Raw genomic sequence first — 20,903 nt, forward strand, 5'->3', positions numbered from 1 at the left:
TCATCGCCGCCACGAAGAAGGCCGGGCTGCCGGAGCGGGCCGCGGTGATCTCGATCGCCACCGCGCTGCAGGAGTCGAAGCTGGAGAACCTGGGCCACCTCGGCGACCGCAATGACCACGACTCGCTGGGCCTGTTCCAGCAGCGCCCCTCCAGTGGTTGGGGCACGCCGGAGCAGATCACCGACCCCGAGTATTCGACCCTGGCGTTCGAGAAGGGTCTGAAGCAGGTCGACGGCTGGCAGGACATGCCGCTGACCGAGGCCGCCCAGACGGTGCAGGTCTCGGCCTACCCGGACGCCTACGCCCAGTGGGAGCAGCAGGCCGCCGACATCGTCGCCCACCACTGGAACAGCTGACCACCAGCACGAAGCGCAAAGCACCAGGCAGCAAGCACGCAACCGCTGGCCGGCACCCGACACCGGGTGCCGGCCAGCGGCGTCTCTCGACTTCGGCACCGTCGACCTCGGCGCCGCTTCATCCGGGCGGCAGGGGGTGGTCGGCGGCAGGGGGTGGTGGCCGGCGGCAGGGGGGTGGTCGGCGGCAGGGGGTGGTAGAGGGGGGGCGCGACTCGTCCGGGTGAACGGAGTCGGGTAGCTGCGGTGCGGCCGCCGGTGCCGGGGGTTGGATGCGGGAATGGACCAGGTGGACGCCGCGGCGCTGCGGCGGGCGTACGAGGCGGTGCTCGCGGAGGTGGACATGGGTGGGTTCGGTCCACCCGGGGACGGGGAACTCGATGCCGACCAGATCGTGGCGCACCTGGCCGCCAACGACGAGCTGATGAGCGAGGCGACCGAGGCGGTGCTGGCCGGCTCCCCGTTCGCCTACTACGACCTGGAGACGATCCACCGGCCGCAACTGGACGCGCTGGTCGCCGAGTGCGGTGGGCTGGACGGGCTGGGCACCCTGCTCCGGGCGACCAGCCAGAAGCTGTGCACCCTGGCCGAGCGGCTCGGCCCGGCCGCCGAGACGTCGGTCGACACCGTCCTGCGCGAGGGCTTCGACCTGGACGTGGACGAGTCGCTGCCCTGGGGCCGGGTGCTGGACCTGCACACCCGCGTCCACCTGCCCATGCACCTGGCCCAGCTTCGCGCCCTGCGCCGCCAGCCGCACCCCGCCTGAGCGCAGGCACCGACTGGTTGACGAATCAGTCGGGCTCGACCAGTAGCCGGGCGTAGTTGGCCATCGACCGCTGATAGCGCGGCAGGTGCTTCGCGAGCGCCCCGACGGCGATCGACACGGCCTCCAACTCCCGGCCGACGCTGGTGAGAGCCAGTGCGAGCGCCGCGCTGACCGCGTCGTCGAGCTCGTCGGAGCCACGCTCGCGTTCCTCGGTCAGCAGCCGGACGCTCTCCCCGGGCTGTCCGGTGTTCCGCAGCGAGCTGGACAGCTGGATCACCGAGCGCCGCCGGCGGATGCCGTCGATGCCCAGCTCCAGCGCGGTGCGGTAGAGCGGAACCGCCTTGTCCGAGTGACCGGTCGAGTCCCAGGCGCAGGCCCGCTCGAACGCCGCCACGGGATGATCCGGTCCCAATTCGTCGGCGAGGGCGCCAACCCGCTGGCGGAAGTCGGCTTCGTCCCAGTCGTCGGGCGCCGCGTCGAAGGCCGCCCACAGCTCCGCGCTGCGCTGCTCCCAGTCGGCGTTCGGGTTCATCGGTTCTCCTCATGATCCTCGGTTCGTCCGGGAGAACTCTGCGAGCCTCGGTATCGTGGTCGCCAGTGATTCGGCAGCCGCCGAATCTCTACCGGTCGAGGGAGGCGGCGCGAATGGCGGTCACGCTGCGGTTCAGCCCTGCCGACCTGCTGCGCTGCCGCTTCGCCATCTCGCCGATGCTCGAGACGCTGTCCGCGGTGCGCCTGCTCTCGCCGCGGGAGGGCGTCGGCCCGCACCGCCGCTGGCGCGACACCGTCGACCCGCGGGGCCTCGACCTGCGGCCGATCGCCCTGCTTCAGCCGCGTCGCGGCTACACCCCCGATTTCCTCTCGCCGCCTCCGGTCAGCCCGCATGCCCGGTTCGAGGACGAACTTGCGGCCGTGGCGGCCACTGACCACGATCGGGTACGCGCGGAGCTGCGACGGTCGCTGGCGGACACGCCGGGGGCGGCCGAGTCGGCGACCGGCCGGCTGCTGCTGGGCGACCCGGCCGGTGTTCTCCAGACGCTGGTCTCACTCGTGCGGCAGGCGTGGGAGGTCCTGGTCGAACCGGTCTGGCCGCAGGTACGCGGGCTGCTTGACGCCGATGTGAGCTTCCAGACCCGGCGTCTCGCCGAAGGCGGCCTGGACCGGTTGTTCGCCGAGTTGCATCCCCGTCTGCGCTGGAACAACGGCGTGCTGAGCCGCGAGTACGGCGACGACGAGCATCGCGAGCTGCGGGGCGAAGGGCTCGTCCTGGTGCCCAGCGCGTTCAAGTGGGATCAGGTTGTCGTCATCGTGGACCCGCCGTGGCAGCCCACGGTGATCTACCCGGCGCGCGGGCTCGGCACGCTCTGGCAGCCCCTTGCCGCCGATCGGCATGCGGCTCTGGGGCGGTTGATCGGCAAGACCCGGGCCGTGCTGCTGCTCAGCCTCGACGAGCCGGCCAGCACGACGACGTTGGCCCACCGGCACGCGCTGGCCACCGGGACGGTCTCCGAGCATCTGTCGGTGCTGCGCGACGCCGGATTCGTCACCGGGGAGCGACACCGGCACGAGATCCGCTATCGGCGTACGCCCGTCGGCGAGGCCGTGCTCGGTCAGGGCGAGCCGACCACGACCGATCCTGCGGCGGTTTCGCCGCCCGTCGACCCGGCAGGGTGCGGCGGCCGCCGGAAGGCGCGGCGGTAGGCCGTGGGAGCGACGCCGACCCGCGAGTGGAAGTGTTGGCGCAGGGCGGCGGTGGTGCCGAAGCCGGCGTGCCGGGCGACCCGGTCGACGGGCAGGTCGGTGGTCTCCAGCAGCAGCCGGGCGTGCTCGGTGCGCTGTTGCAGCAGCCACTGTGCCGGGCTGAGTCCGGTCTCGGAGCGGAAGTGCCGGGTGAAGGTCCGGACGCTCATCCGGGCGTGCGCGGCCAGGTCGCGCAGGGCGACCGGCTCGTGCAGCCGCTGCCGCGCCCACTCCCGGGTCGCCGCGGTGCCGGCCTCCACCGCCCGGGGCACCGGGCGCTCGATGTACTGGGCCTGGCCGCCCTCCCGCCAGGGCGGCACCACGCAGCGGCGGGCGGCCCGGTTGGCCACGTCGGTGCCGTGGTCGGTGCGGATGACGTGCAGGCAGAGGTCGATGCCGGCGGCCACGCCGGCCGAGGTGAGCACCCGGCCGCCGTCGACGAAGAGCACGTCGGGGTCGAGGTCCACGTGCGGGTGGAACCGGCGGAACCGGTCGGCGTACCCCCAGTGGGTGGTGGCCCGCCGGCCGTCGAGCAGGCCGGCGGCGGCCAGCACGAAGGCGCCCGTACAGATCGACATGATCCGGGCTCCCCGGTCGTGGGCGGCGCGCAGCGCGGCCGCCACCGGAGCGTCCAGCGTCCCGTCGGTCAGCGGCGGGCCGTCGTGGATGCCGGGAACGATCACCGTGTCGGCGGCGTCCAGCAGCTCGAGGCCGTGCTCGGGGAGCACCTGGAAGCCGGCGGTGCTGCGGACGGGTTGCCGGCCGGGCGTGCAGACCTCGACGGTGTAGAGCGGCGTGAGGTCGGCGGCGCGGGCGGTGCCGAAGACCTGGGCGGGGGTGCCGAGGTCGAGGCCGACCACCCCGTCGAGGGCGAGGACGGCGATCCGGTGCGGGGTCATGGCCCGATTATTGCGCAGGATGGCTTTCCGGCCACTCGTCGGGCCGCCGGACACCGTCGAGACTCGGAGCCGTGACCCGACACCGTCTGCATCCGGCCTGGCTCGTGGCCGGCGTCTCCTTCGTCGCGCTGGTCGGCGCGGCCGGCTTCCGCGCCACGCCCGGTGTGCTGCTGCACCCGCTGCACGCCGAGTTCGGCTGGCCCCTGGCGACCATCTCCGCCGCCGTGTCGGTCAACCTGCTGCTCTACGGGCTCACCGCCCCGTTCGCCGCGGCGCTGATGGACCGCTTCGGCATCCGCCGGGTGGTGGCCGGCGCGCTGGTGCTCGTCGCCCTCGGCAGCGGGCTGACCGTGCTGATGAGCGCCAGTTGGCAACTGATCCTCTGCTGGGGCGTGTTGGTGGGTCTGGGCACCGGCTCGATGGCGTTGGCCTTCGTGGCCACCGTCACCGGGCGCTGGTTCGTCGCGCGGCGGGGCCTGGTCACCGGCGTGCTCACCGCCGGCGGCGCGGCCGGGCAGTTGGTCTTCCTCCCACTGGTCGCGGTGCTGGTCCGTGACCACGGTTGGCGGCTGGCCGCGCTGGTCGTCGCCGGGGCCGCGCTGGCGGTCGTACCCCTGGTGGGGTGGCTGCTCCGCGAGCACCCGGCGGATCTCGGCCGGCCCGCCTACGGGGCCACCGAGGTGGTGGCCCCGGCGCCGCCGGCCGGCGGGGCGGCGGCCCGGGCGGTCGGTGCGCTGGCCGCCGCTGCGCGGACCCGGCCGTTCTGGCTGCTCGCCGGCGGCTTCGCGATCTGCGGCGCGACCACCAACGGCCTGGTCGGTACCCACTTCGTGCCGGCCGCGCACGACCACGGCATGGCGGAGACCTCCGCGGCCGGCCTGCTCGCCCTGGTCGGGCTCTTCGACATCGTCGGTACGGTGGCCTCCGGCTGGCTCACCGACCGGGTGGACAGCCGGCTGCTGCTGGGCGCCTACTACGCGCTGCGCGGCGCGTCGCTGCTGGTGCTGCCGAGCCTCTTCGCCGGTGGCAGCCGGCCGAGCATGCTGGTCTTCATCGTCTTCTACGGCCTGGACTGGGTGGCCACCGTGCCGCCGACCGTGGCGCTGTGCCGGGAGTGGTTCGGGTCCTCCGGCGCGGTGGTCTTCGGCTGGGTGTTCGCCGCCCACCAGGTCGGCGCGGCCGTCGCGGCGACCGGCGCCGGTCTGGTCCGCGACCAGCTCGGCGACTACGCCGCGGCCTGGTACGCGGCCGGCGCGCTCTCGATCGGGGCGGCCGGGCTCTCCCTGCTGCTGCGGCGCCGTCCCGACCGGGAGCCCGCGTTCGTGCTGCCGGTCGTGGCCGGCCGGCGGGCCTGGAGCTACCGCGGCTGACCGGTCAGCCGACCGCCCACCGCTGCTCGGCCGCGCCGGTGCACGGGACCTGTACGAGCGTGGCGCCGGGCTGCGGGTTGCCCCCCTCGGCCTGCGCGCACTTGCCGCTGTGCACGGCGACCAGCAGCACGGTGCCGTCCCCGGCGGGGTGCAACCGCCACTGCTGGTTGCCCTGCCCGTGGCAGGGGTACTGCTGGAGCTTCGCGCCGTCGCCGGTGTTGGCCCCCTCGACGTCGAGGCACTGGTGGTAGGCGGCCACGGTGAGCGCCACCGCGTCGGGGCCGAGCTGGCTGGCCACCCACTGCTGCTCCGGCCCGCCGGTGCAGGGGGCGAGCTGCGCCCTCGCCTGCTGCTGGTCGCTCTCCAGCCCGAGACAGAGCCCGGACGGCACCGACCGGAACACCTTCGGCCCGTTCGCCGGGGCCGCCGTGGTCGGCGCGGCGGTCGACGGCGACGCGGCCGGCGTGCTGGGGGCGGCCGCCGTGGTGGGTGGGTCCTCGCTCGCCGCCGCGGTGGGCACGGCCGCCGCGGGCACCACCGGCTGCGCGCCGCCGCCGCCGAGCACGCCGGTGGCGAAGAACACGCCCAGGAGTACGCCGACCACCGCCACGCCCAGCGCGACCCGCATCAGCGGGTCCTGTGGCAGGCCGGGCCGGCCGGTACGGGGGGCGCCGTAGACGGTGCCGGGCGGGTCGGGGCGCTGGTCGGCCATGAGGGCATCCTGACCCACCGCGACCGTCGATGGCCAGTCGCCGGGCCCGGGGGTGACCCGGTCGACGACCCGTACGGCTGGCCGGAGCGCCCTTCGCACCGCGGGCGACCGGCGGTCCGCCGGGCGGGCGGTGTGCCGGTCAGCGGTCGGGTTCCGGGTCGGTGACGTCGGCCACGGTCGCGGCGAGGGTGGCGAGGGCGGCGTCCGCGTCGACCGCCACGGCCGTCCCGTGCTCGCCCGCACCGAGGGTGATCTGCCGGCCGCGCAGCCGCTCGTCGGCGATCACCGGCCAGGCGGTGGTCGCGCCGAACGGGGTGATGGTGCCGCGCTCGTAGCCGGTGGCCGCCTTCGCCGCGGCCGCGTCCGGCATGGACAGCCGGCTCACCCCGAGCAGGGCGCGCAGCTTGGGCCAGGAGATGACCCGGTCGCCCGGGGTGAGCACGAACAGGTGATCGTTCTCGGCCCGGCGTACCACGATGGTCTTGACCACGTCGGGCACGGTGACGCCGCGTGCCCGGGCCGCCTCGTCGAGGCTGCGGACCGGTCCGTGCCGGATCACCCGGTACGGCAGGGCGGCGGCGTCCAGGGCGGCGAGGGCAGGCGACGGCATGCCGCCACGGTAGCCCGAGGGCCGTTCGGCCGATCAGGAACCGCCACTGTGGTCATCCCACGAATTGTCGTACCCGGGCGTAAGGTGATCTCATGCACGCTGTCCGTGATCATGAGCGGGCGGTGGACACGCTGCGGCGCTCGTACGCCGCGGTGCCCGCCGGGGAGCCCGTACGGCTGGCCAAACGCACCTCCAACCTGTTCCGTCCGAGATCCGCGCCGCGGGTGCCCGGGCTGGACGTCAGCGGCCTGACCGGGGTGCTCTCGGTCGACCCGGCCGCCCGGACCGCCGACGTGCAGGGCATGTGCACGTACGAGGACCTGGTCGATGCGACCCTGGCCCACGGCCTGATGCCGCTGGTGGTGCCGCAGCTGCGCACCATCACCCTGGGCGGCGCGGTGACCGGGCTGGGCATCGAGTCCACCTCGTTCCGCAACGGCCTGCCCCACGAGTCCGTGTCCGAGCTGGACATCCTCACCGGGGCCGGGGAGATCGTCACCGCCCGGCCGGTGGGCGAGCACGCCGAGCTGTTCCGGGCCTTCCCCAATTCGCTGGGCAGCCTCGGTTACGCCACCCGGCTGCGCATCGAACTCCAGCCGGTGCGCCGGTACGTGGCGCTGCGCAACATCCGGTTCAACCGGCTGGAGGAGTTGACCGACGCGATCGCCGAGGTGGTCGCCAAGGGCTCCTGGGAGGGCGACCCGGTCGACGCCATGGACGGGGTGATGTTCAGCCCCGGCGAGGCGTACCTGGTGCTCGGCACCTTCACCGACGACCCGGCCGGCCCGCCGAGCGACTACACCGGCCAGGACATCTACTACCGCTCGCTGCGCCGGCGCACCCGGGACGTGCTCTCCGCGTACGACTACATCTGGCGGTGGGACACCGACTGGTTCTGGTGTTCGGCGGCGTTCGGGGTGCAGCACCCGGTGGTCCGCCGGCTCTGGCCGCAGCGCTACCGGCGCAGCGACTTCTACCACCGGCTGGTCCGCCTGGAGCACCGGCACCAGGTGGCCGCCCGGATCGACCGCTGGCGGGGCCGCCCGGCCCGCGAGCGGGTGGTGCAGGACGTCGAGATCCCGCTCGACGGCACGGCGGAGTTCCTACGCTGGTTCGCCCAGCACGTGCGGATGACCCCGGTCTGGCTCTGCCCGCTGCGGCTGCGCGAGCCGGCCGGGCCGGGATCCGCCCGGGCGTGGCCGCTGTATCCCCTCCAGCCGGGCGAAACCTATGTGAACATCGGCTTCTGGGGGAGCGTGCCGATCGCCGAGGGCGCCGCCGACGGCGACGTCAACCGGGAGATCGAGCATGCGGTGTCGGAGGCGGGCGGGCACAAGTCGCTCTACTCCGACGCGTACTACGACCGGGAGGCGTTCGACCGGCTCTACGGCGGGGAGACCTGGCGTGCCGTGAAGGACCGCTACGACCCGGACCACCGGCTGACCGGACTGTACGAGAAGGCGGTAGCACGACAATGAGTCTGATCGATCGAGAGAAGGGCGCGGCGGGCGTCCCGCCGACTCCGCCGGCGGGAGGCCGGCGCGGCGGACCGACCGTGGCCGACGTGGTCCGGGCGGTCACCACGGGCGACCTGCCCATCCGCATCACCGGGTACGACGGCAGCGCGGTCGGCCCGGCCGACGCCGGGATCACCCTGGCGATCCACACCGAGCGGGGCCTGTCGTACCTGCTCACCGCCCCGGGTGACCTGGGCATGGCCCGGGCGTACGTGAGCGGCGACCTGGGTCTGGAGGGCGTCCATCCGGGCGACCCGTACGAGGCGTTGATCGTGCTCAAGGACCAGCTGCACCTGCGCCTGCCGTCGGTGGGCGAGGCGCTCTCCCTGGTCCGCGGGCTGGGCTGGGAGCGGCTGTTGCCGCCGCCGCCCCCGCCGCAGGAGTCCGCGCCGCGCTGGAAGCGGGTGGTGAACGGGCTGCGCCACTCGCGTACCCGGGACAGCAGCGCGATCTCGCACCACTACGACGTGTCGAACGCCTTCTACGAGAAGGTGCTGGGCCCGTCGATGACGTACACCTGTGCGGTCTTCCGCAGCCCGGAGGACACCCTGGAGGAGGCGCAGCGGGCCAAGTACGACCTGGTCGCCGGCAAGCTGGCGCTCAAGCCGGGGATGCGGCTGCTCGATGTCGGCTGCGGCTGGGGCGGCATGGTCCGGCACGCGGCCCGCGAGTACGGCGTCAAGGCGCTCGGCGTGACCCTGTCCAAGGCGCAGGCCGAGTGGGCGCAGGCGGCGATCGAGCGGGAGGGTCTCGGTGAGCTGGCCGAGGTGCGTCATCTGGACTACCGGGACGCCCCGCGTGAGCAGTTCGACGCCATCTCCTCGATCGGGCTGACCGAGCACATCGGGGTGCGCAACTACCCGGCCTACTTCGGCGCGCTGCGCAGTCGGCTCAAGCCCGGCGGGCGGCTGATGAACCACTGCATCACCCGGGCCAACAACCGTGCCCCGCACCGCTCGGGCGCGTTCATCGACCGGTACGTCTTCCCGGACGGTGAGCTGGCCGGGCCGGGCCGGCTGATCAGCGAGATCCACGACGCCGGGTTGGAGGTGCACCACGAGGAGAACCTGCGCCAGCACTACGCGCTGACCCTGGCCGGCTGGTGCCGGAACCTGGTCGAGCACTGGGACTTCTGCGTGAACGAGGTGGGGCCGGGCACCGCCCGGGTGTGGGGGCTCTACATGGCCGGCTCCCGGTTGGCCTTCGAGCGCAACGAGATCCAGCTGCACCAGGTGGTCGCCACGCAGAACGGGCCGCGGGGGGTCAATGGCTACCCGCTCCGTCCGGACTGGACGCCGTGATCCGCTGACGGTCGACGAAAGGCCGCGCGAGCGCGCGGCCTTTCGTCGAGCCTATTGACAAAGAAGTTTTGTACGTACAAACTGATTTTTGCCATGAGAGACGTCCTGTACCTGGAAGCACGCGAGCAGGCCGAGATCCTGCTCAAGCCGCAGCGCATCGAGGTGCTGCGGCAGCTTGCCGAGCCCCGCACCTGCACCGAGGTGGCCGCCCGGCTCGACCAGACGCCGCAGCGGGTCTACTACCACGTCAGGCAGCTGGTCGCCGCCGGCCTGGTCGAGCAGGTCTCGGCCCGCAAGGTGCGCGGCATCAGCGAGGGCATCTACCGGGCGGTGGCCCGGTCGTACTGGCTCTCGCCCCGCCTGGTCGGCCGGCTCGGCGACCGCCGGATCCGCGACGAGCTGAGCCTGGGCTACCTGCTCGATCTCGTCGAGGAGGTCCAGGCCGACATCGCCGGCCTCGACCGCAGCAGGCCGGAGCTGCCCTCGATCGGAGTGTCCGGCGAGATCAGAGTGCCGGCCGAGCGCCGGCAGGAGTTCCTGCGCGACCTGCAGTCGACGCTGCAGGACCTGTTCACGCGCTACGGCGGCGCCGAGGGGGACGCCTTCAAACTCGCCGTGGCCTGCTACCCGAAAGGTGACGACCGTGAGTGAACCGCTGACCGTCCGGGCCCGTCTCGCCGCCCCCGTGGACGCCGTGCGCCGCGCCCTGACCGACCCGGCCGAGCTGCGCGTCTGGCTGGCCGAGCAGGCCGAGGTCGAGCTGCCGCACCGGTACGCATTCTGGGGCCGCTACACCCCCGAGGGGAACGCCCCGCACCAGCGGCTGCTGCACGCCGACGAGCGCACCCTGCGGTTCGCCTGGACCCTCGACGGGGTGGAGACCACCACCGAGTTCGAGCTGGCGCCGGAGGGGGCGGGCACCCTGCTCACCCTGCGGCAGAGCCACTTCGACTTCGCCGAGGCGATGGACGGCAGCAGCATCCGGGGCACGTTGCAAACCTTCTGGGCCCTGTCGATCGCCAACCTGGCCGCCCACGTGGCGGGCGAGCCGCTGCTGCCGCGTACCGACTTCACCTCCACCGACCTGCGGGCCGAGGTGACCATCGACGCCCCGCTGGACCGGGTCTGGACCTCGCTGACCGATTCGGAGCAGGCCAGCGCCTGGTTCGGCTACCCGATCGGGATCGAGCCCTGGGTCGGCGGCCGCTACGCCATGGGCGGCTTTGACACCGGGTACGCGGCCAAGGTGGTCGACCTGGACCCCGGCCGCCTGCTCTCGGTGGACTGGGGCCCCTTCGGGGTCAGCACCTGGGAACTGGCCGAGTCGGCGGGGAAGACGAAGCTGACCATGGTGCAGAGCGGCTTCGACGAGAGCAACCCGCCGTACACGCCGTGGTCCGGCAACGTGGCCAGCCTCTACGAGCTGCGGCGCTTCAACGAGCTGGCCGAGTGGCAGTCGATCTGGGTCTCCGTGGAGCTGCCGGCGACCGCCTGACGCGGCACGCTCCCGTCCCTGCCGCCCGACACCGCCGGCGAGGCAGGGACGGGTTGCCGCCGGCTACCACCATGATGTCCTGGCTGACTCACCCGGTTCCGGCCCTCGGTACGTCCCGACTGATCCATCCACGCCATCACGTCGGTAGCGGCTCGGACGGTACCGGGGACCCGGCCGACCAGGCGCCAGCGCCAGCCGGCGGACGAGGTTCAGCTCGGTGCCGTCCGCCAGCGCCAGCCGGCGGACGAGGTTCAGCTCGGTGCCGACCGCCCACGCCGAGCCGGCCGGGTCAGCTCGGCGGCCCGGCGGAGCAGCGCCCGCCGCTCCGGCTCGGAGCGGACCGCGTCGGCCGCCGCCTGGAACAGCGCCATGGCCCGGCGCTGGTCGCCCAGCCGCGCGGTCAGCTCGGCCTCCACGGCCAGCGCCGGCGGATAGCCGTCCAGCGCGCCGCCCGCCCGCGCCTCGGCCAGCAGGTCCAGCCCGGGCCCGGGGCCGTACGCGTAGCCGTGCGCCACCGCCCGGTTCAGCCGGACGACCGGGGTGGGCGTGCGGCGGACCAGTTCGTCGTACCAGCCGGCGATGGCCGGCCAGTCGGTCTCGGCGGCGGTCGGGGCGGTGGCGTGGCCGGCGGCGATCCGGGCCTGGAGGGCGTACGGGCCGGAGCCGGCCCGGTCGAGCAGCGCGACGCCCTCGGCGATCTCCGCCTGGTTCCAGCGGGCGCGGTCCTGCTGGTCGAGGGTGAGCAGGTCGCCGTCGGCGTCCCGGCGGGCGGCCCGGCGGGAGTGGTGCAGCAGGAACAGGGCGAGCAGGCCGGCCGGCTCCGGCTGGTCCGGCAGGAGCGTGTGCAACAGCCGCGCCAGCCGGACCGCCTCGGTGGCGAACGCGGGTTCGCCGCTGGCGTCGTACCCCCGGGTGAAGAGCAGGTAGAGCACGGCCAGCACACCCGGCAGCCGCTCGACCAGCGCGGGCCCCGTCGGCACCCGGTACGGGACACCGGCCGCCGCGATCTTCGTCTTCGCCCGGGTGAGCCGGCGGGTCATCGTCGACTCGCTGACCAGGAACGCCCGGGCGATCTCGGCAGTGGGCACGCCGGCCACGGTGCGCAGGGTCAACGCCACCCGGGCCTCCAGGGCCAGCGCCGGGTGGCAGCAGGTGAAGATGAGCCGTAACCGGTCGTCCACCACGTCCCCCTCCGGCGGCGCCGGCTCCGGATCGGTGAGCAGCGCCAGCTCGCGCAGCTTGCGGCGTTCCACGGCGGCCCGGCGCAGCACGTCCACGGCCCGGTTCCGGGCGGCCGTCATCAGCCAGCCGCCCGGATTGGCCGGTACGCCGTCGCGGGGCCACCGCTCCAGCGCGGCGGCCAGCGCCTCCTGGGCGCAGTCCTCGGCGAGGGTCCAGTCACCGGTGACGCGGATCAGGGCGGCCACGATCCGCGGGTACGCCTCGGCACCCGCGTCGGCGACCGCCCCGGCCGCGTCGGTCACCGGCTCAGTCCTCCACCAGCGGGCGCAACTCGATCCGGCCCGCGTACGCCATCGGGTGGGCGCGGACCACCTCGATCGCCTCGTCCAGGTCGGCGCACTCCAGCAGGTCGAAGCCGACAATGACCTCCTGGGTCTCGGCGAACGGACCGTCGGTCAGCAGCAACTCCCCGTCCCGGACCCGGACCGTGGTGGCCGCCGACGGGGGCGCGAACCGGCTGCCGGTCACCCGCTGCCCGTTGGCGTCGCGCTCGGCCACCCACTGCTCGATGTCGGGAGCCGCGCTCGGGTCCTTGTCGGGCTCGGTGTCGGTGCAGACCAGCATCATGTACTTCATCGGTTCACTCCTCCAGGTTGTGCTTGCACCCAGCCTGACGAACGGGCAACCCCGATCCGGACAGCCGGCGCTGGGAATTTTTCCGGGCGCCCCGCCGGCCTCGACGGACTACGAGGAGGAGTCCCTGAGGATGGGGGGCATCGGCGTCCACGGGCTCGCGGACACGGCGGCCTCGACCAGTCTGACGAGTTCGTCGCCGAGCGGCCCGGCGCGGAAGATGGAGCGTAGCTGGGCGGTGATGACCGCAAGGCCGTGCTCCGTCCCGCCGATCGAGCGGGCGTAGCCGGCCAGGACCTGGGCGATCTCCGGCGCCGTGGACATGACCATGCGGCGGGTCAACTCGTACTCGACGCTGCTGGCCAGGAAGAACTCCAGCCAGCCGGGAATGGGGCGGGTGGGCGCCAGGCCCTGCTCGCCGTGCGCCAGCAGCGGTGGCTGCAAGCGGTCGAAGTAGGCCCGGAAGTCTTTCCGGTCGGCGCCGTACTGGGCGAACGGGAAGACGAACAGCTCCGGCGCCTCCCGCCGGATCTCGAACGCCCGGGCGGCGATCGAGAAGAGGTAACGGATCCGGGCACCCTTCATGGTCGGCTCGGGCAGCCGGTCCTCCTCCAGCCGGAAGATCTCGGTGGCCACGACGTCGGGGTCCTGTTCCCCGATGACCGACCCCACCGTGTCCGAGAGGAGGTCGCCCGACGGCCACCCGACGTGCGCCGTCAACTCGCCGATGAACTGCCGGACCGCGGCCGGGTCGAACGGATCCAGCTCGACGTCGAACCGGAACCCTTCGGCGAGTCGCACCAGCAGGGCGAACGAGACACCCGGGCTCCAACCCCGGCCCACGAACTTCCCGGCGGTCGGGGTCAGGGGCGGGTACGGCCCGTTCAACGCCAGGTCGCACAGGGCCGCCAGGCCGATCTCGCTCGCCACCGACACCGGCTTGCCGTCGTCGTAGAACAGGTCGTGGGCGACCCCGTAGATGCCGGACAGCAGCGGGGTGAAGTTGAACGGGCCACGACCGGCCCGGTTGAGGTCGCTGCCGACCTTGAACACCTCGGAGATGCGGGCGGCACACTCCATGAGATGCCGGGTGCCGACGAGCCACCCCCGGTGATCGAGGATGATCGGAACCTCGTCGATCGGTTGCAGGTCGGCCCACGTCCGCAGCGGCGAGCGGTCCGGATCGCCCCGACAGACCTGGGTGACGACCGGTCGTTGCAGGTCGGCGAGAAGATGGAAGGCCGGCGGCCGCCCGTTCTCGGCGAGCGCCGTGAAGTCACCCTTCCGGCAGCCGGCGAACATCCTCCTGGTTGCCTCCACCCGCTCCCACCCGATCACCGCCGGGCTGTCGCGGAACCGGCCGTCGCACAGCGGCAGGTCGTCGGCGGTCAGCTCCTGGACCGGCAGGTTGCCGGCGATCAGCCCTGCTTGCGTCTCCAGCAGGAGGCTGGTGCACAGCCCGGCCACCGTGCCGATCTGTTGCAGCCAGTGGTGCCGCTCGTGCAGGAGCGCCCCGAGCAGCGACACGATCGATTCGTAGTCGTCGTCCGCACCGGGAACGCGGGTCAACTCGATCGCGAGGCCGAGCGGATTAAGCGACCCCAGGCTGCTGTGGAACAGACTGGGACTCGCCTCGTTGCGGTGGCTCTGGAGGCGCGAGGAGTTCGACAAGCCGCTTCATCTCTTTCTGGCTGCTGAGCGGGCCCTCGAACGTGACCGTCATGCCGGCCCGGGTGGTGCGGACCTCGACGCTGGCCCGGCGCTGCTCCAGATAGGTCACGACGATGTCGCGCACCACCTTGAGCCCGCCGGCGGACGAGACGACGAGCACCACCGAGTGCAGCAGCGAGCTGCTCATCGCGGTGTTGTGCGGATCGGCCTCGTGACAGGTCACGCCGGGCAGATCGAGGTGAGCGAGGAGTCGTTCCGCCGTGGCGAAGTCCTCGCCGGCGGCGGTGATCTGGATGTAGACCTTCTCGGTCAGTGCATCGCCCACGAGCGCCCCTTGTCGGCTCCTGCGCTGGATCGGTGCCCAGCGTACTTCGTGGGTCAAGCGGGCACCGGCTCCACAAGATCGAAATTCCGGGGCCGAGGTGCCGGGGTGCGGCAGGTGCAAAAGGTCCGCCGACGGGGTAATGCCGGGCGATGTTCTTCATCTTCGGGCTCCGGGCCGAGGCCGAGCGCCTCCCGGTCGGCTGACGCGTGGCCCGCCTCCTCCGCTGGCTGATCGGTCGCCCGCCGGTCGCCGCGCCCCCGCCGGTGCACACCGTGTCCCGCCCGCCGTGCACGCCCGGCCGCCGGCACCGGCGCCGCAGCCGGCCGTCGGCGGGCGCCGAGTCGCCGCGCTCGCCCTGGAACCGCTCCGCCGGCCGCTGACCGCCTATCCTGGCGGATCATGACGGACATCGCGCACCGCCTGGCCGAGATCCGGGGCGGCCTGCCGCCCCGGCGGCACAACGCCCGGACCGTCGCCGCCCTGACCGGCAACCCGGGCTGCACCCGGCGGGCGGTGCTGGACGGCGCCGGGGTGGACAAGCCGAAGCTGGCCGAGCGGATCGGCTTCCCGGCCCGGTTCGGCCAGTCCCGCTTCGCGATCACCCGGGGCAACGCGTTCGAGGCGCAGGTCAAGGCCGGCGGCGGGGCCGAGCTGCTGCGGCTGGTCGCGGAGCGGCTGGGCGTACCGGTGCCGGCGACGGCGAGCTGGACGGACCTGGGCGGCGACGCGGACCGGCCGGAACGGTCCCGGACCGCGCTGACCGCGGCGGGCGAGGGAGCCGCGCTCTTCGACCACCCGCTGCTCGGCCTCGACGTGGCCGGCCGGCGGGTGCACCTCGAACCGGACCTGGTGGCCGCGCGGCTCGCCGGCCGGTTCCACGTCGTCGAGATCAAGTCCTTTCCGGTGATCGACGGCCAGGCCGACCCGGCCAAGGTCTCCGCCGCCGCGATCCAGTCCGCCGTCTACGTGCTGGCGCTGCGCGAGCTGCTCGCCGCCGGCGGGCGGGACCCGGAGCTGGTCTCCCACGAGGTGGTGCTGGTTTGCCCGCGCGACTTCACCAACCGGCCGGTGGCCAGCCTGCTGGACGTCCGCCGGCAACTGCTGGTGCTGCGCCGCCAGCTCGACCGGATGGACCGCCTCGACGACCTGCTCGCCACCGTGCCGGCCGGCTTCACCGCCGACGTCACCGCCGACCCGGCGACCCTGACCGCCGCGCTCGGCACCGTGCCGGCCCGCTACGCGCCGGAGTGCCTGGCCTCCTGCGAGCTGGCGTACTTCTGCCGGTGGGAGGCACACGGCCAGACCGCGGCGCTGGGCCGGTCGGTACGCGAGGCGCTGGGCGGCGTCGCCGAGATCGGCGAGGTGCTGGCGCTGGCCACCGGCGAGCGGACCCCGGAGCCGGGGCAGGACGAGGCCGCCGCGCTGCTCCGGGCCGCCGCGCGGCTGCGCGCCGACGCCCTCGCCGCGAGTTCCGGATGAGTACGCTGCGCGCGCTGGCGAAGGCGCAGGCGCTCGCCGCCGGGGTGGCCCAGCCGGTGGCCACCGTCCGGCACCTGCACCTGTCGGAGCGCCCGCTGGTGCTGGTGCCGCTGGCGATGGCCGGCGAGGCGAACGCCCCGCTGGCGGCGCTGGTCGGCACCGCCCCGGACCGGCCGCGGCTGCTGGTCGTGCCGCAGCCCCGCAACCGCGACCAGCGCTACCGGTTCGCCGCGGAGCTGGCCGAGGAGGTGCTGCCGTACCTGGACTCGTTCCGGGACGCCACCGAGGCGGTGCCGGTGGACCGGGGCCGGGACGTCCGGCACCGGTACCTGGACGCGCCGCAACTGCTGGTGCCGAACCCGGCCGGGATCACCTTCCTGCGCCTGTTCGGCCGCTCCACCCGGTTCCGCCGTAGCGACGGGGAGTACCCGGTGCACCCGTCGGTGCCGCTGCTCGGGCGCTGGCTGACCTTCTTCGCCGAGCGCGCCGAACAGCCCGGCTCGGCCGCGCTGGTGGCGCTGACCGAGGCGTTGACCCTGCACTGGGCCACCGGGCAGAGCGCGGTCGAGGACCTGCACCTGCCGGCGCTGCTCGGCTGGATCGACCCGCCACCCGGGTCGACCGGCGCCGCGGCGGCGGCCCGGGCCGAGGACCCGACCGGCTGCCCGCCCGCCGGCCCGGCCACCGACCCGGACTTCGACAACCGCCACCTCGCCCCGGCGATCGCCGCCTACGCGGCCGCGGCCGACGACCCGGAGGCTCGCGCCGGGGCGTACGCGGAGCTCGCAGCGCTGCTGCGCGACCAGCTCGCGCCCACCTGGGAGCTGATGTGGCGCGGCGTGGGGCTGTTGCGCGCGCTGCCGCCCGGGGCGCGGGTGGCGGGTCGGTGGGACGGCGACCGGGACGCCTTCACCGGGTACGCCGAGCACGTCGACCCCGGGGGCGGGCCGCAGCCGCGCCGCGACGGCGCGGTGGCCGCGGCGGTGCGCCTGCACCGGCTGGAACGTGCCGCCGCCTCGTACGCGGTGCAGCGCGCCTACGACGACCCGCTGGTGATGGCCGAGCACCGGCTGACCGGGGAGGCGTTCGTCGGCGAGGTGACCCTGGCCGACCCGACCCGGGTGGACGACAGCGGCAAGCGGCCGGTGCTGCGCCCCCGCATCCAGGTGGTCACCACCGAGCCGGTGCTGGTGCCGGTGGGCGCGAGTCTCCACTCGCCGGCCCGGCCGGGCCAGAAGGCAAAGGTGGTCTTCGTGACGCCGGGCGCGGACGGCAAGACGGAGGTGGTGCTGGAACTCTCCGGCGGCATGGGGCGCGGCCTGACCGCGCCGCAGGGCAGCGTGCCGGAGGTGGGGGAACGGCTCTGCCTGACCACCCTGTCGGACGCCTTCCTGCCGGCCGGCGCCTTCCCGGCCGCTGAGGAGACCCCGTGGACGCACGGCGGCCCGCCGGTCACGGCGGTCCCGGCCGCCGACGGCGACCCGGCGGAGGAGTGGTCCTGAACTCCACTGAGGACCGGGGCGGCCGGCCGGTCGCCCACCGTTCGGCTCTGGCGGTGACCTCCGGCGCTGGCTAGGCTTGCGCCGTTCGCCGTCCGACACCCGGTCCTCACCGTCGAGGGTGCGCGTCTCAGAGAGCCGGAGCGAATCGTTGTACCCCAGCAGGACGTGAACCGGGCCGCCACGGCGCGGGTCTGTGCCCCGCTCTCCGGCCGCGTCGGGCTCGTCGCGGCCGCGCTCGTCGTACTCGGGGAAGCCGGCTGGCTGGTCGCCGGCCTGCCCGGCGCGGCCCTGGCCAGCGACCTGGGCGCCCTGGTCGTGTCGGGTTGGGCGGCGGCGTGCTGCGTCCGGGCCGCCCGCCGGCATCCGGTGTCGCTGCGCTGGTTCTGGGGGCTGCTGGCCGCCACCATGGCGCTGGCCGCGCTCGGCCGGACGGTGTGGACGGTGGAGCGGCTCGGCGGCACCGCGCTGCCGCACACCGCCCTGGTCGGCGGGCTCTTCACCGCCGGCATCATCACCGGCACCGCCGCCCTGCTCTGCTCCCTGGCCGCCCCGCGCAGCGTGGTCGGGCAGGCCCGCACCCTCCTCGACGGGGTGATCGTGGCGCTGGCCCTCATCCCGATCGGCTGGGTGGTGGTGTTCCGCGACCTCGCCGCCGCCGACCTGGCTGACCCGCTGCGCACCTTCGGGCTGCTTTACCCGATGTTCGACCTGATGCAGCTCACCATCCTGGTGGCGGTCGCCGGGCCGGCCCGGCCGAGGTGGCCGGCGCTCTCCCTGATCGGGGCCAGCCTCGCCACCCGGGCCGCGGCCGACGCCGTCTACGTCTCCCTGGTCGCGCACGGCAGCTACGCACCGGGCCACCTGATCGACGTCTGCTGGCCGCTGAGCTACCTGCTGATCGGCGCGGCCACCGGGAGCCGGCCGCCGCAGGGCGGGGACGGTGAGGAGGAGGGCGAGTCACCGCTGCCGCCGTGGTGGCGGGTGGCCCTGCCGTACCTGCCGGTGGGCGGCGCGATCGTCGCCGTGGTGCTGTCCCGCCGGCCCAGCGGGCAGACCCCGCACCTGATCTTCGTGGGCATGATGACGCTGCTCGGGGTGCTGGCCGTGCGGCAGGGGCTGGCCGCCAACGAGAACCTGCGGCTGGTCGCCCGGCTGCGCCGGCTCGCCTACTCCGACCAGCTGACCGGCCTGCCCAACCGGCTCACCTTCACCCGGCGGCTGCGCCGAGCCCTGCGCCACGGCGGCCCGGTCGCCGTGCTGCTGCTCGACCTGGACGGCTTCAAGCAGGTCAACGACCGCTTCGGGCACGCCGCCGGTGACCGGCTGCTGGCCACCATCGCGGAACGGATGAGCGACGCGGTGCGCGGCGACGGGATGATCGCCCGGCTCGGCGGCGACGAGTTCGCGGTGCTGCTCGACCGGGACCGGCCGGTGTCACCCGAGCGGCTCGCCGCGCGGCTGCTCGCCGCCCTCGAGCCGCTGCCCGGCGAGGAGGACCTCGGCGTGCACCCGTCGGCCAGCATCGGCATCGCCGAGTACGGTCCGCAGCACACCTCCCACACGGACCTGCTCCGCGACGCCGACATCGCCATGTACGCGGCCAAGGCGGCCGGCAAGTCCGCGTACCGCAGCTGCACGGCGGAGCTGCGCGAGTCCGCGGTCACCCGGGCCGAGCTGATCGCCGACCTGCGCCGGGCCGTCGACGAGGCGCAGCTGCTCGTGGAGTTCCAACCGATCGTCGACCTGGCCAGCGGCGCGGTGCGCAGCGCCGAGGCGCTGGTCCGCTGGCGCCATCCCCGGCTCGGGGTACTCGCCCCGGCGGCGTTCCTGCCGCTGGCCGAGGAGACCGGGCTGATCCTGGCCATCGACCGGTGGGTGATCCGGCAGGCGTGCGAGGCCGCGGCGACCTGGCGGGCGTACGCCCCCGAGGTCAGCGTCGCGGTGAACATCGCCGCCGCTCACCTGCGCCATCCCGACCTGATCGCCACGGTCGCCGGCGCGGTCGGGGCGGCCGGCCTGCCACCACGCGCGCTGACCCTGGAACTCACCGAGTCCGCGCTGATCGAGCAGAGCGAGCCGGTGCTGGAACGCCTCGCCCAGCTCCGCGAGCTCGGCGTGCGGATCGCCATCGACGACTTCGGCACCGGCTACTCCTCGCTGAGCTACCTGCACCGCATCCCGGCCACCGAGCTGAAGATCGACCGGTCCTTCGTGGCCCGGCTCGACGCCGGCGACGTCCGGGCGTACGCCACGGTGGAGATGGTCAACCGGCTGGCCGGGGCGTTCGACCTGGCGGTGGTGGCCGAGGGCGTGGAGACCGGCGCGCAGCACGCGGCCGTGGCCGCGATCGGCTGCCTGCACGGGCAGGGCTGGCGCTACGGCCGCCCCGCCGACCTGCCCGAGCTGCTGGCGGCGCTGGCCCCGGTCGACGTGGCCCGCTGACCGGCCCGGGCCGGACGGGTCCAAGGTCCCGGTCCGGACAGGGGGTTCGGCCCTGCTGGCGGCTGCGACCCGGCGGCCATGATGGCATGGTCGAAAACGAAACATCCCCCTCATCGATACAGGAGCTCGACATGAAGCGACGGACGCTGGATCTGCTGTTCAGCATCGGCGGGCTTGGCCTCGCGGTTCTGCTGCTCGTCGTGGGCATCGTCCTCACCACGAACGCCAACTTCGCCAACTCGTACGTGCACGACCAGCTCGCCGCCCAGCACATCAGTTTCACGCCGGCCGACAAGCTCAGCGACGAGGAGAAGAAGTCCGACTGCCTGCGCGAGTACGCCGGCCAGCAGCTCACCTCCGGCAAGCAGGCCGAGTGCTACGCCAACGAGTACATCGGTCTGCACCTGCAGTCCATCGCCGGCGGCAAGACCTACGCCGACCTGGGCGCGCCGCAGACGGCGCTGCGTGAGCAGGTTGCCCAGGCCGAGCAGGCCAAGGCCGCCAACCTGCCCGACCTGCAGAAGCAGCTCGCCGACGTGACCGCCCAGCGGGAGACCGTGTTCAAGGGCGAGACGCTGCGCGGCCTGCTGCTCACCTCGTACGGCTTCAGCGAGTTCGGTCGCAAGGCCGAGCAGGGCGCCCTGGCCATGTACCTCGGTGCCGCGCTGCTCCTGCTGCTCTCCGTCGCCGGCCTGGTGCACGCCTTCCGCACCCCGCCCAACGAGGCGTTCGCCGCCCCGGCGAAGGAGCGGGTCACCGCCTGACCCCTCCCGACCGCCCCGGCCGCCATCCCCCTCGGCGGCCGGGGCGGTCGTCGTTGTGCCCCCGGCCGGCCGGGACGGGGGCGCAGAATCGGGCTTGACCCTCACGCAACGGGAGGCGGGAGCCTTGGTCGCGGAAGGGAGG

The 20,903-nt window shown here is 73.9% G+C and carries 19 protein-coding genes and 1 pseudogene; 12 read left to right on the top strand and 8 right to left on the bottom strand.

Going from position 1 to position 20,903, the window contains the following annotated elements; genetic code table 11:
* Both LQ51_RS19760 and LQ51_RS19765 read left to right on the top strand, forming a co-directional pair.
* A pseudogene (locus tag LQ51_RS19760) lies at window positions 1–356 on the top strand (hypothetical protein); the annotation flags it as partial.
* Window positions 357–642: 286 nt separating this feature from the next.
* A complete protein-coding gene (locus LQ51_RS19765) occupies window positions 643–1,119 on the top strand; it encodes a hypothetical protein (protein ID WP_046567940.1) in 477 nt (158 codons plus the stop codon).
* Window positions 1,120–1,144: 25 nt separating this feature from the next.
* On the opposite strand, the gene LQ51_RS19770 is transcribed toward LQ51_RS19765, so the two are convergent.
* Window positions 1,145–1,651, bottom strand: a complete 507-nt coding sequence (locus LQ51_RS19770; protein WP_046567849.1) for a tetratricopeptide repeat protein — start codon at window positions 1,649–1,651, stop codon at window positions 1,145–1,147.
* Window positions 1,652–1,764: 113 nt separating this feature from the next.
* Here LQ51_RS19770 and LQ51_RS19775 point away from each other — a divergent pair, with 113 nt between their 5' ends.
* Window positions 1,765–2,820 carry an ArsR/SmtB family transcription factor gene (locus tag LQ51_RS19775; protein WP_156313163.1) on the top strand — a complete coding sequence of 352 codons (1,056 nt, stop codon included), beginning with the start codon at window positions 1,765–1,767 and terminating at the stop codon, window positions 2,818–2,820.
* Here LQ51_RS19775 and LQ51_RS19780 read toward each other — a convergent pair.
* Window positions 2,730–3,758 (bottom strand): GlxA family transcriptional regulator, encoded by a 1,029-nt coding sequence (locus LQ51_RS19780; RefSeq protein WP_052744982.1) that lies wholly within the window; start codon window positions 3,756–3,758, stop codon window positions 2,730–2,732. The two genes, LQ51_RS19775 and LQ51_RS19780, sit on opposite strands and share 91 nt — an antisense overlap.
* 71 nt (window positions 3,759–3,829) lie before the next feature.
* Between LQ51_RS19780 and LQ51_RS19785 the strand changes: the two genes are divergently transcribed.
* Window positions 3,830–5,128, top strand: coding sequence for an MFS transporter (locus LQ51_RS19785; RefSeq protein WP_046567850.1), 1,299 nt, complete (start codon window positions 3,830–3,832; stop codon window positions 5,126–5,128).
* Between the two features lie 4 nt (window positions 5,129–5,132).
* On the opposite strand, the gene LQ51_RS19790 is transcribed toward LQ51_RS19785, so the two are convergent.
* On the bottom strand, window positions 5,133–5,840 hold the full coding sequence (locus LQ51_RS19790) for an RICIN domain-containing protein (protein WP_046567851.1): 708 nt from the start codon (window positions 5,838–5,840) through the stop codon (window positions 5,133–5,135).
* Window positions 5,841–5,979: 139 nt separating this feature from the next.
* Window positions 5,980–6,450: an aminoacyl-tRNA deacylase gene (locus LQ51_RS19795; protein ID WP_046567852.1), complete on the bottom strand. Its 471-nt coding sequence runs from the start codon at window positions 6,448–6,450 to the stop codon at window positions 5,980–5,982.
* 92 nt (window positions 6,451–6,542) lie between these two features.
* Here LQ51_RS19795 and LQ51_RS19800 point away from each other — a divergent pair, with 92 nt between their 5' ends.
* The 4 genes from LQ51_RS19800 to LQ51_RS19815 all read left to right on the top strand — a co-directional run bounded on the left by LQ51_RS19800 (window position 6,543) and on the right by LQ51_RS19815 (window position 10,763).
* Window positions 6,543–7,928, top strand: coding sequence for an FAD-binding oxidoreductase (locus tag LQ51_RS19800; RefSeq protein ID WP_046567854.1), 1,386 nt, complete (start codon window positions 6,543–6,545; stop codon window positions 7,926–7,928).
* A complete protein-coding gene (locus tag LQ51_RS19805) occupies window positions 7,925–9,268 on the top strand; it encodes a class I SAM-dependent methyltransferase (RefSeq protein ID WP_046567856.1) in 1,344 nt (447 codons plus the stop codon). The genes LQ51_RS19800 and LQ51_RS19805 overlap by 4 nt, the downstream gene beginning before the upstream one ends.
* A gap of 93 nt (window positions 9,269–9,361) precedes the next feature.
* Window positions 9,362–9,919, top strand: coding sequence for an ArsR/SmtB family transcription factor (locus LQ51_RS19810; protein WP_046567858.1), 558 nt, complete (start codon window positions 9,362–9,364; stop codon window positions 9,917–9,919).
* The gene (locus LQ51_RS19815) at window positions 9,912–10,763 is read left to right on the top strand and encodes an SRPBCC family protein (protein ID WP_046567860.1); all 852 of its coding nucleotides are present in this window, start codon (window positions 9,912–9,914) and stop codon (window positions 10,761–10,763) included. The genes LQ51_RS19810 and LQ51_RS19815 overlap by 8 nt, the downstream gene beginning before the upstream one ends.
* Window positions 10,764–11,014: 251 nt before the next feature.
* Here LQ51_RS19815 and LQ51_RS19820 read toward each other — a convergent pair whose 3' ends face one another.
* The 4 genes from LQ51_RS19820 to LQ51_RS19835 all read right to left on the bottom strand — a co-directional run bounded on the left by LQ51_RS19820 (window position 11,015) and on the right by LQ51_RS19835 (window position 14,574).
* Window positions 11,015–12,247: an RNA polymerase sigma factor gene (locus LQ51_RS19820; protein WP_046567863.1), complete on the bottom strand. Its 1,233-nt coding sequence runs from the start codon at window positions 12,245–12,247 to the stop codon at window positions 11,015–11,017.
* 4 nt (window positions 12,248–12,251) lie between these two features.
* Window positions 12,252–12,581 carry a YciI family protein gene (locus tag LQ51_RS19825; protein WP_046567865.1) on the bottom strand — a complete coding sequence of 110 codons (330 nt, stop codon included), beginning with the start codon at window positions 12,579–12,581 and terminating at the stop codon, window positions 12,252–12,254.
* Window positions 12,582–12,689: 108 nt separating this feature from the next.
* Window positions 12,690–14,147 (bottom strand): hypothetical protein, encoded by a 1,458-nt coding sequence (locus LQ51_RS19830; RefSeq protein WP_046567867.1) that lies wholly within the window; start codon window positions 14,145–14,147, stop codon window positions 12,690–12,692.
* A gap of 22 nt (window positions 14,148–14,169) precedes the next feature.
* Entirely contained in the window at window positions 14,170–14,574 is a 405-nt protein-coding gene (locus tag LQ51_RS19835) for an effector-associated constant component EACC1 (RefSeq protein ID WP_046567869.1), read from the bottom strand.
* A gap of 399 nt (window positions 14,575–14,973) precedes the next feature.
* On the opposite strand from LQ51_RS19835, the gene LQ51_RS19840 reads away from it, so the two are divergent.
* The 4 genes from LQ51_RS19840 to LQ51_RS19855 all read left to right on the top strand — a co-directional run bounded on the left by LQ51_RS19840 (window position 14,974) and on the right by LQ51_RS19855 (window position 20,761).
* Window positions 14,974–16,053: a hypothetical protein gene (locus LQ51_RS19840; protein WP_046567871.1), complete on the top strand. Its 1,080-nt coding sequence runs from the start codon at window positions 14,974–14,976 to the stop codon at window positions 16,051–16,053.
* On the top strand, window positions 16,050–17,555 hold the full coding sequence (locus LQ51_RS19845) for a hypothetical protein (protein ID WP_046567873.1): 1,506 nt from the start codon (window positions 16,050–16,052) through the stop codon (window positions 17,553–17,555). The genes LQ51_RS19840 and LQ51_RS19845 overlap by 4 nt, the downstream gene beginning before the upstream one ends.
* A gap of 165 nt (window positions 17,556–17,720) precedes the next feature.
* Complete coding sequence (locus LQ51_RS19850; RefSeq protein WP_082159537.1) at window positions 17,721–19,997, top strand: putative bifunctional diguanylate cyclase/phosphodiesterase; 2,277 nt, start codon at window positions 17,721–17,723, stop codon at window positions 19,995–19,997.
* A 131-nt stretch (window positions 19,998–20,128) separates the two neighbouring features.
* Window positions 20,129–20,761, top strand: a complete 633-nt coding sequence (locus tag LQ51_RS19855; protein ID WP_046567874.1) for a hypothetical protein — start codon at window positions 20,129–20,131, stop codon at window positions 20,759–20,761.
* Window positions 20,762–20,903: the final 142 nt, after the last annotated feature.

The sequence above is a fragment of the Micromonospora sp. HK10 genome, assembly GCF_000982955.1.
Taxonomy (GTDB): Bacteria; Actinomycetota; Actinomycetes; order Mycobacteriales; family Micromonosporaceae; genus Micromonospora.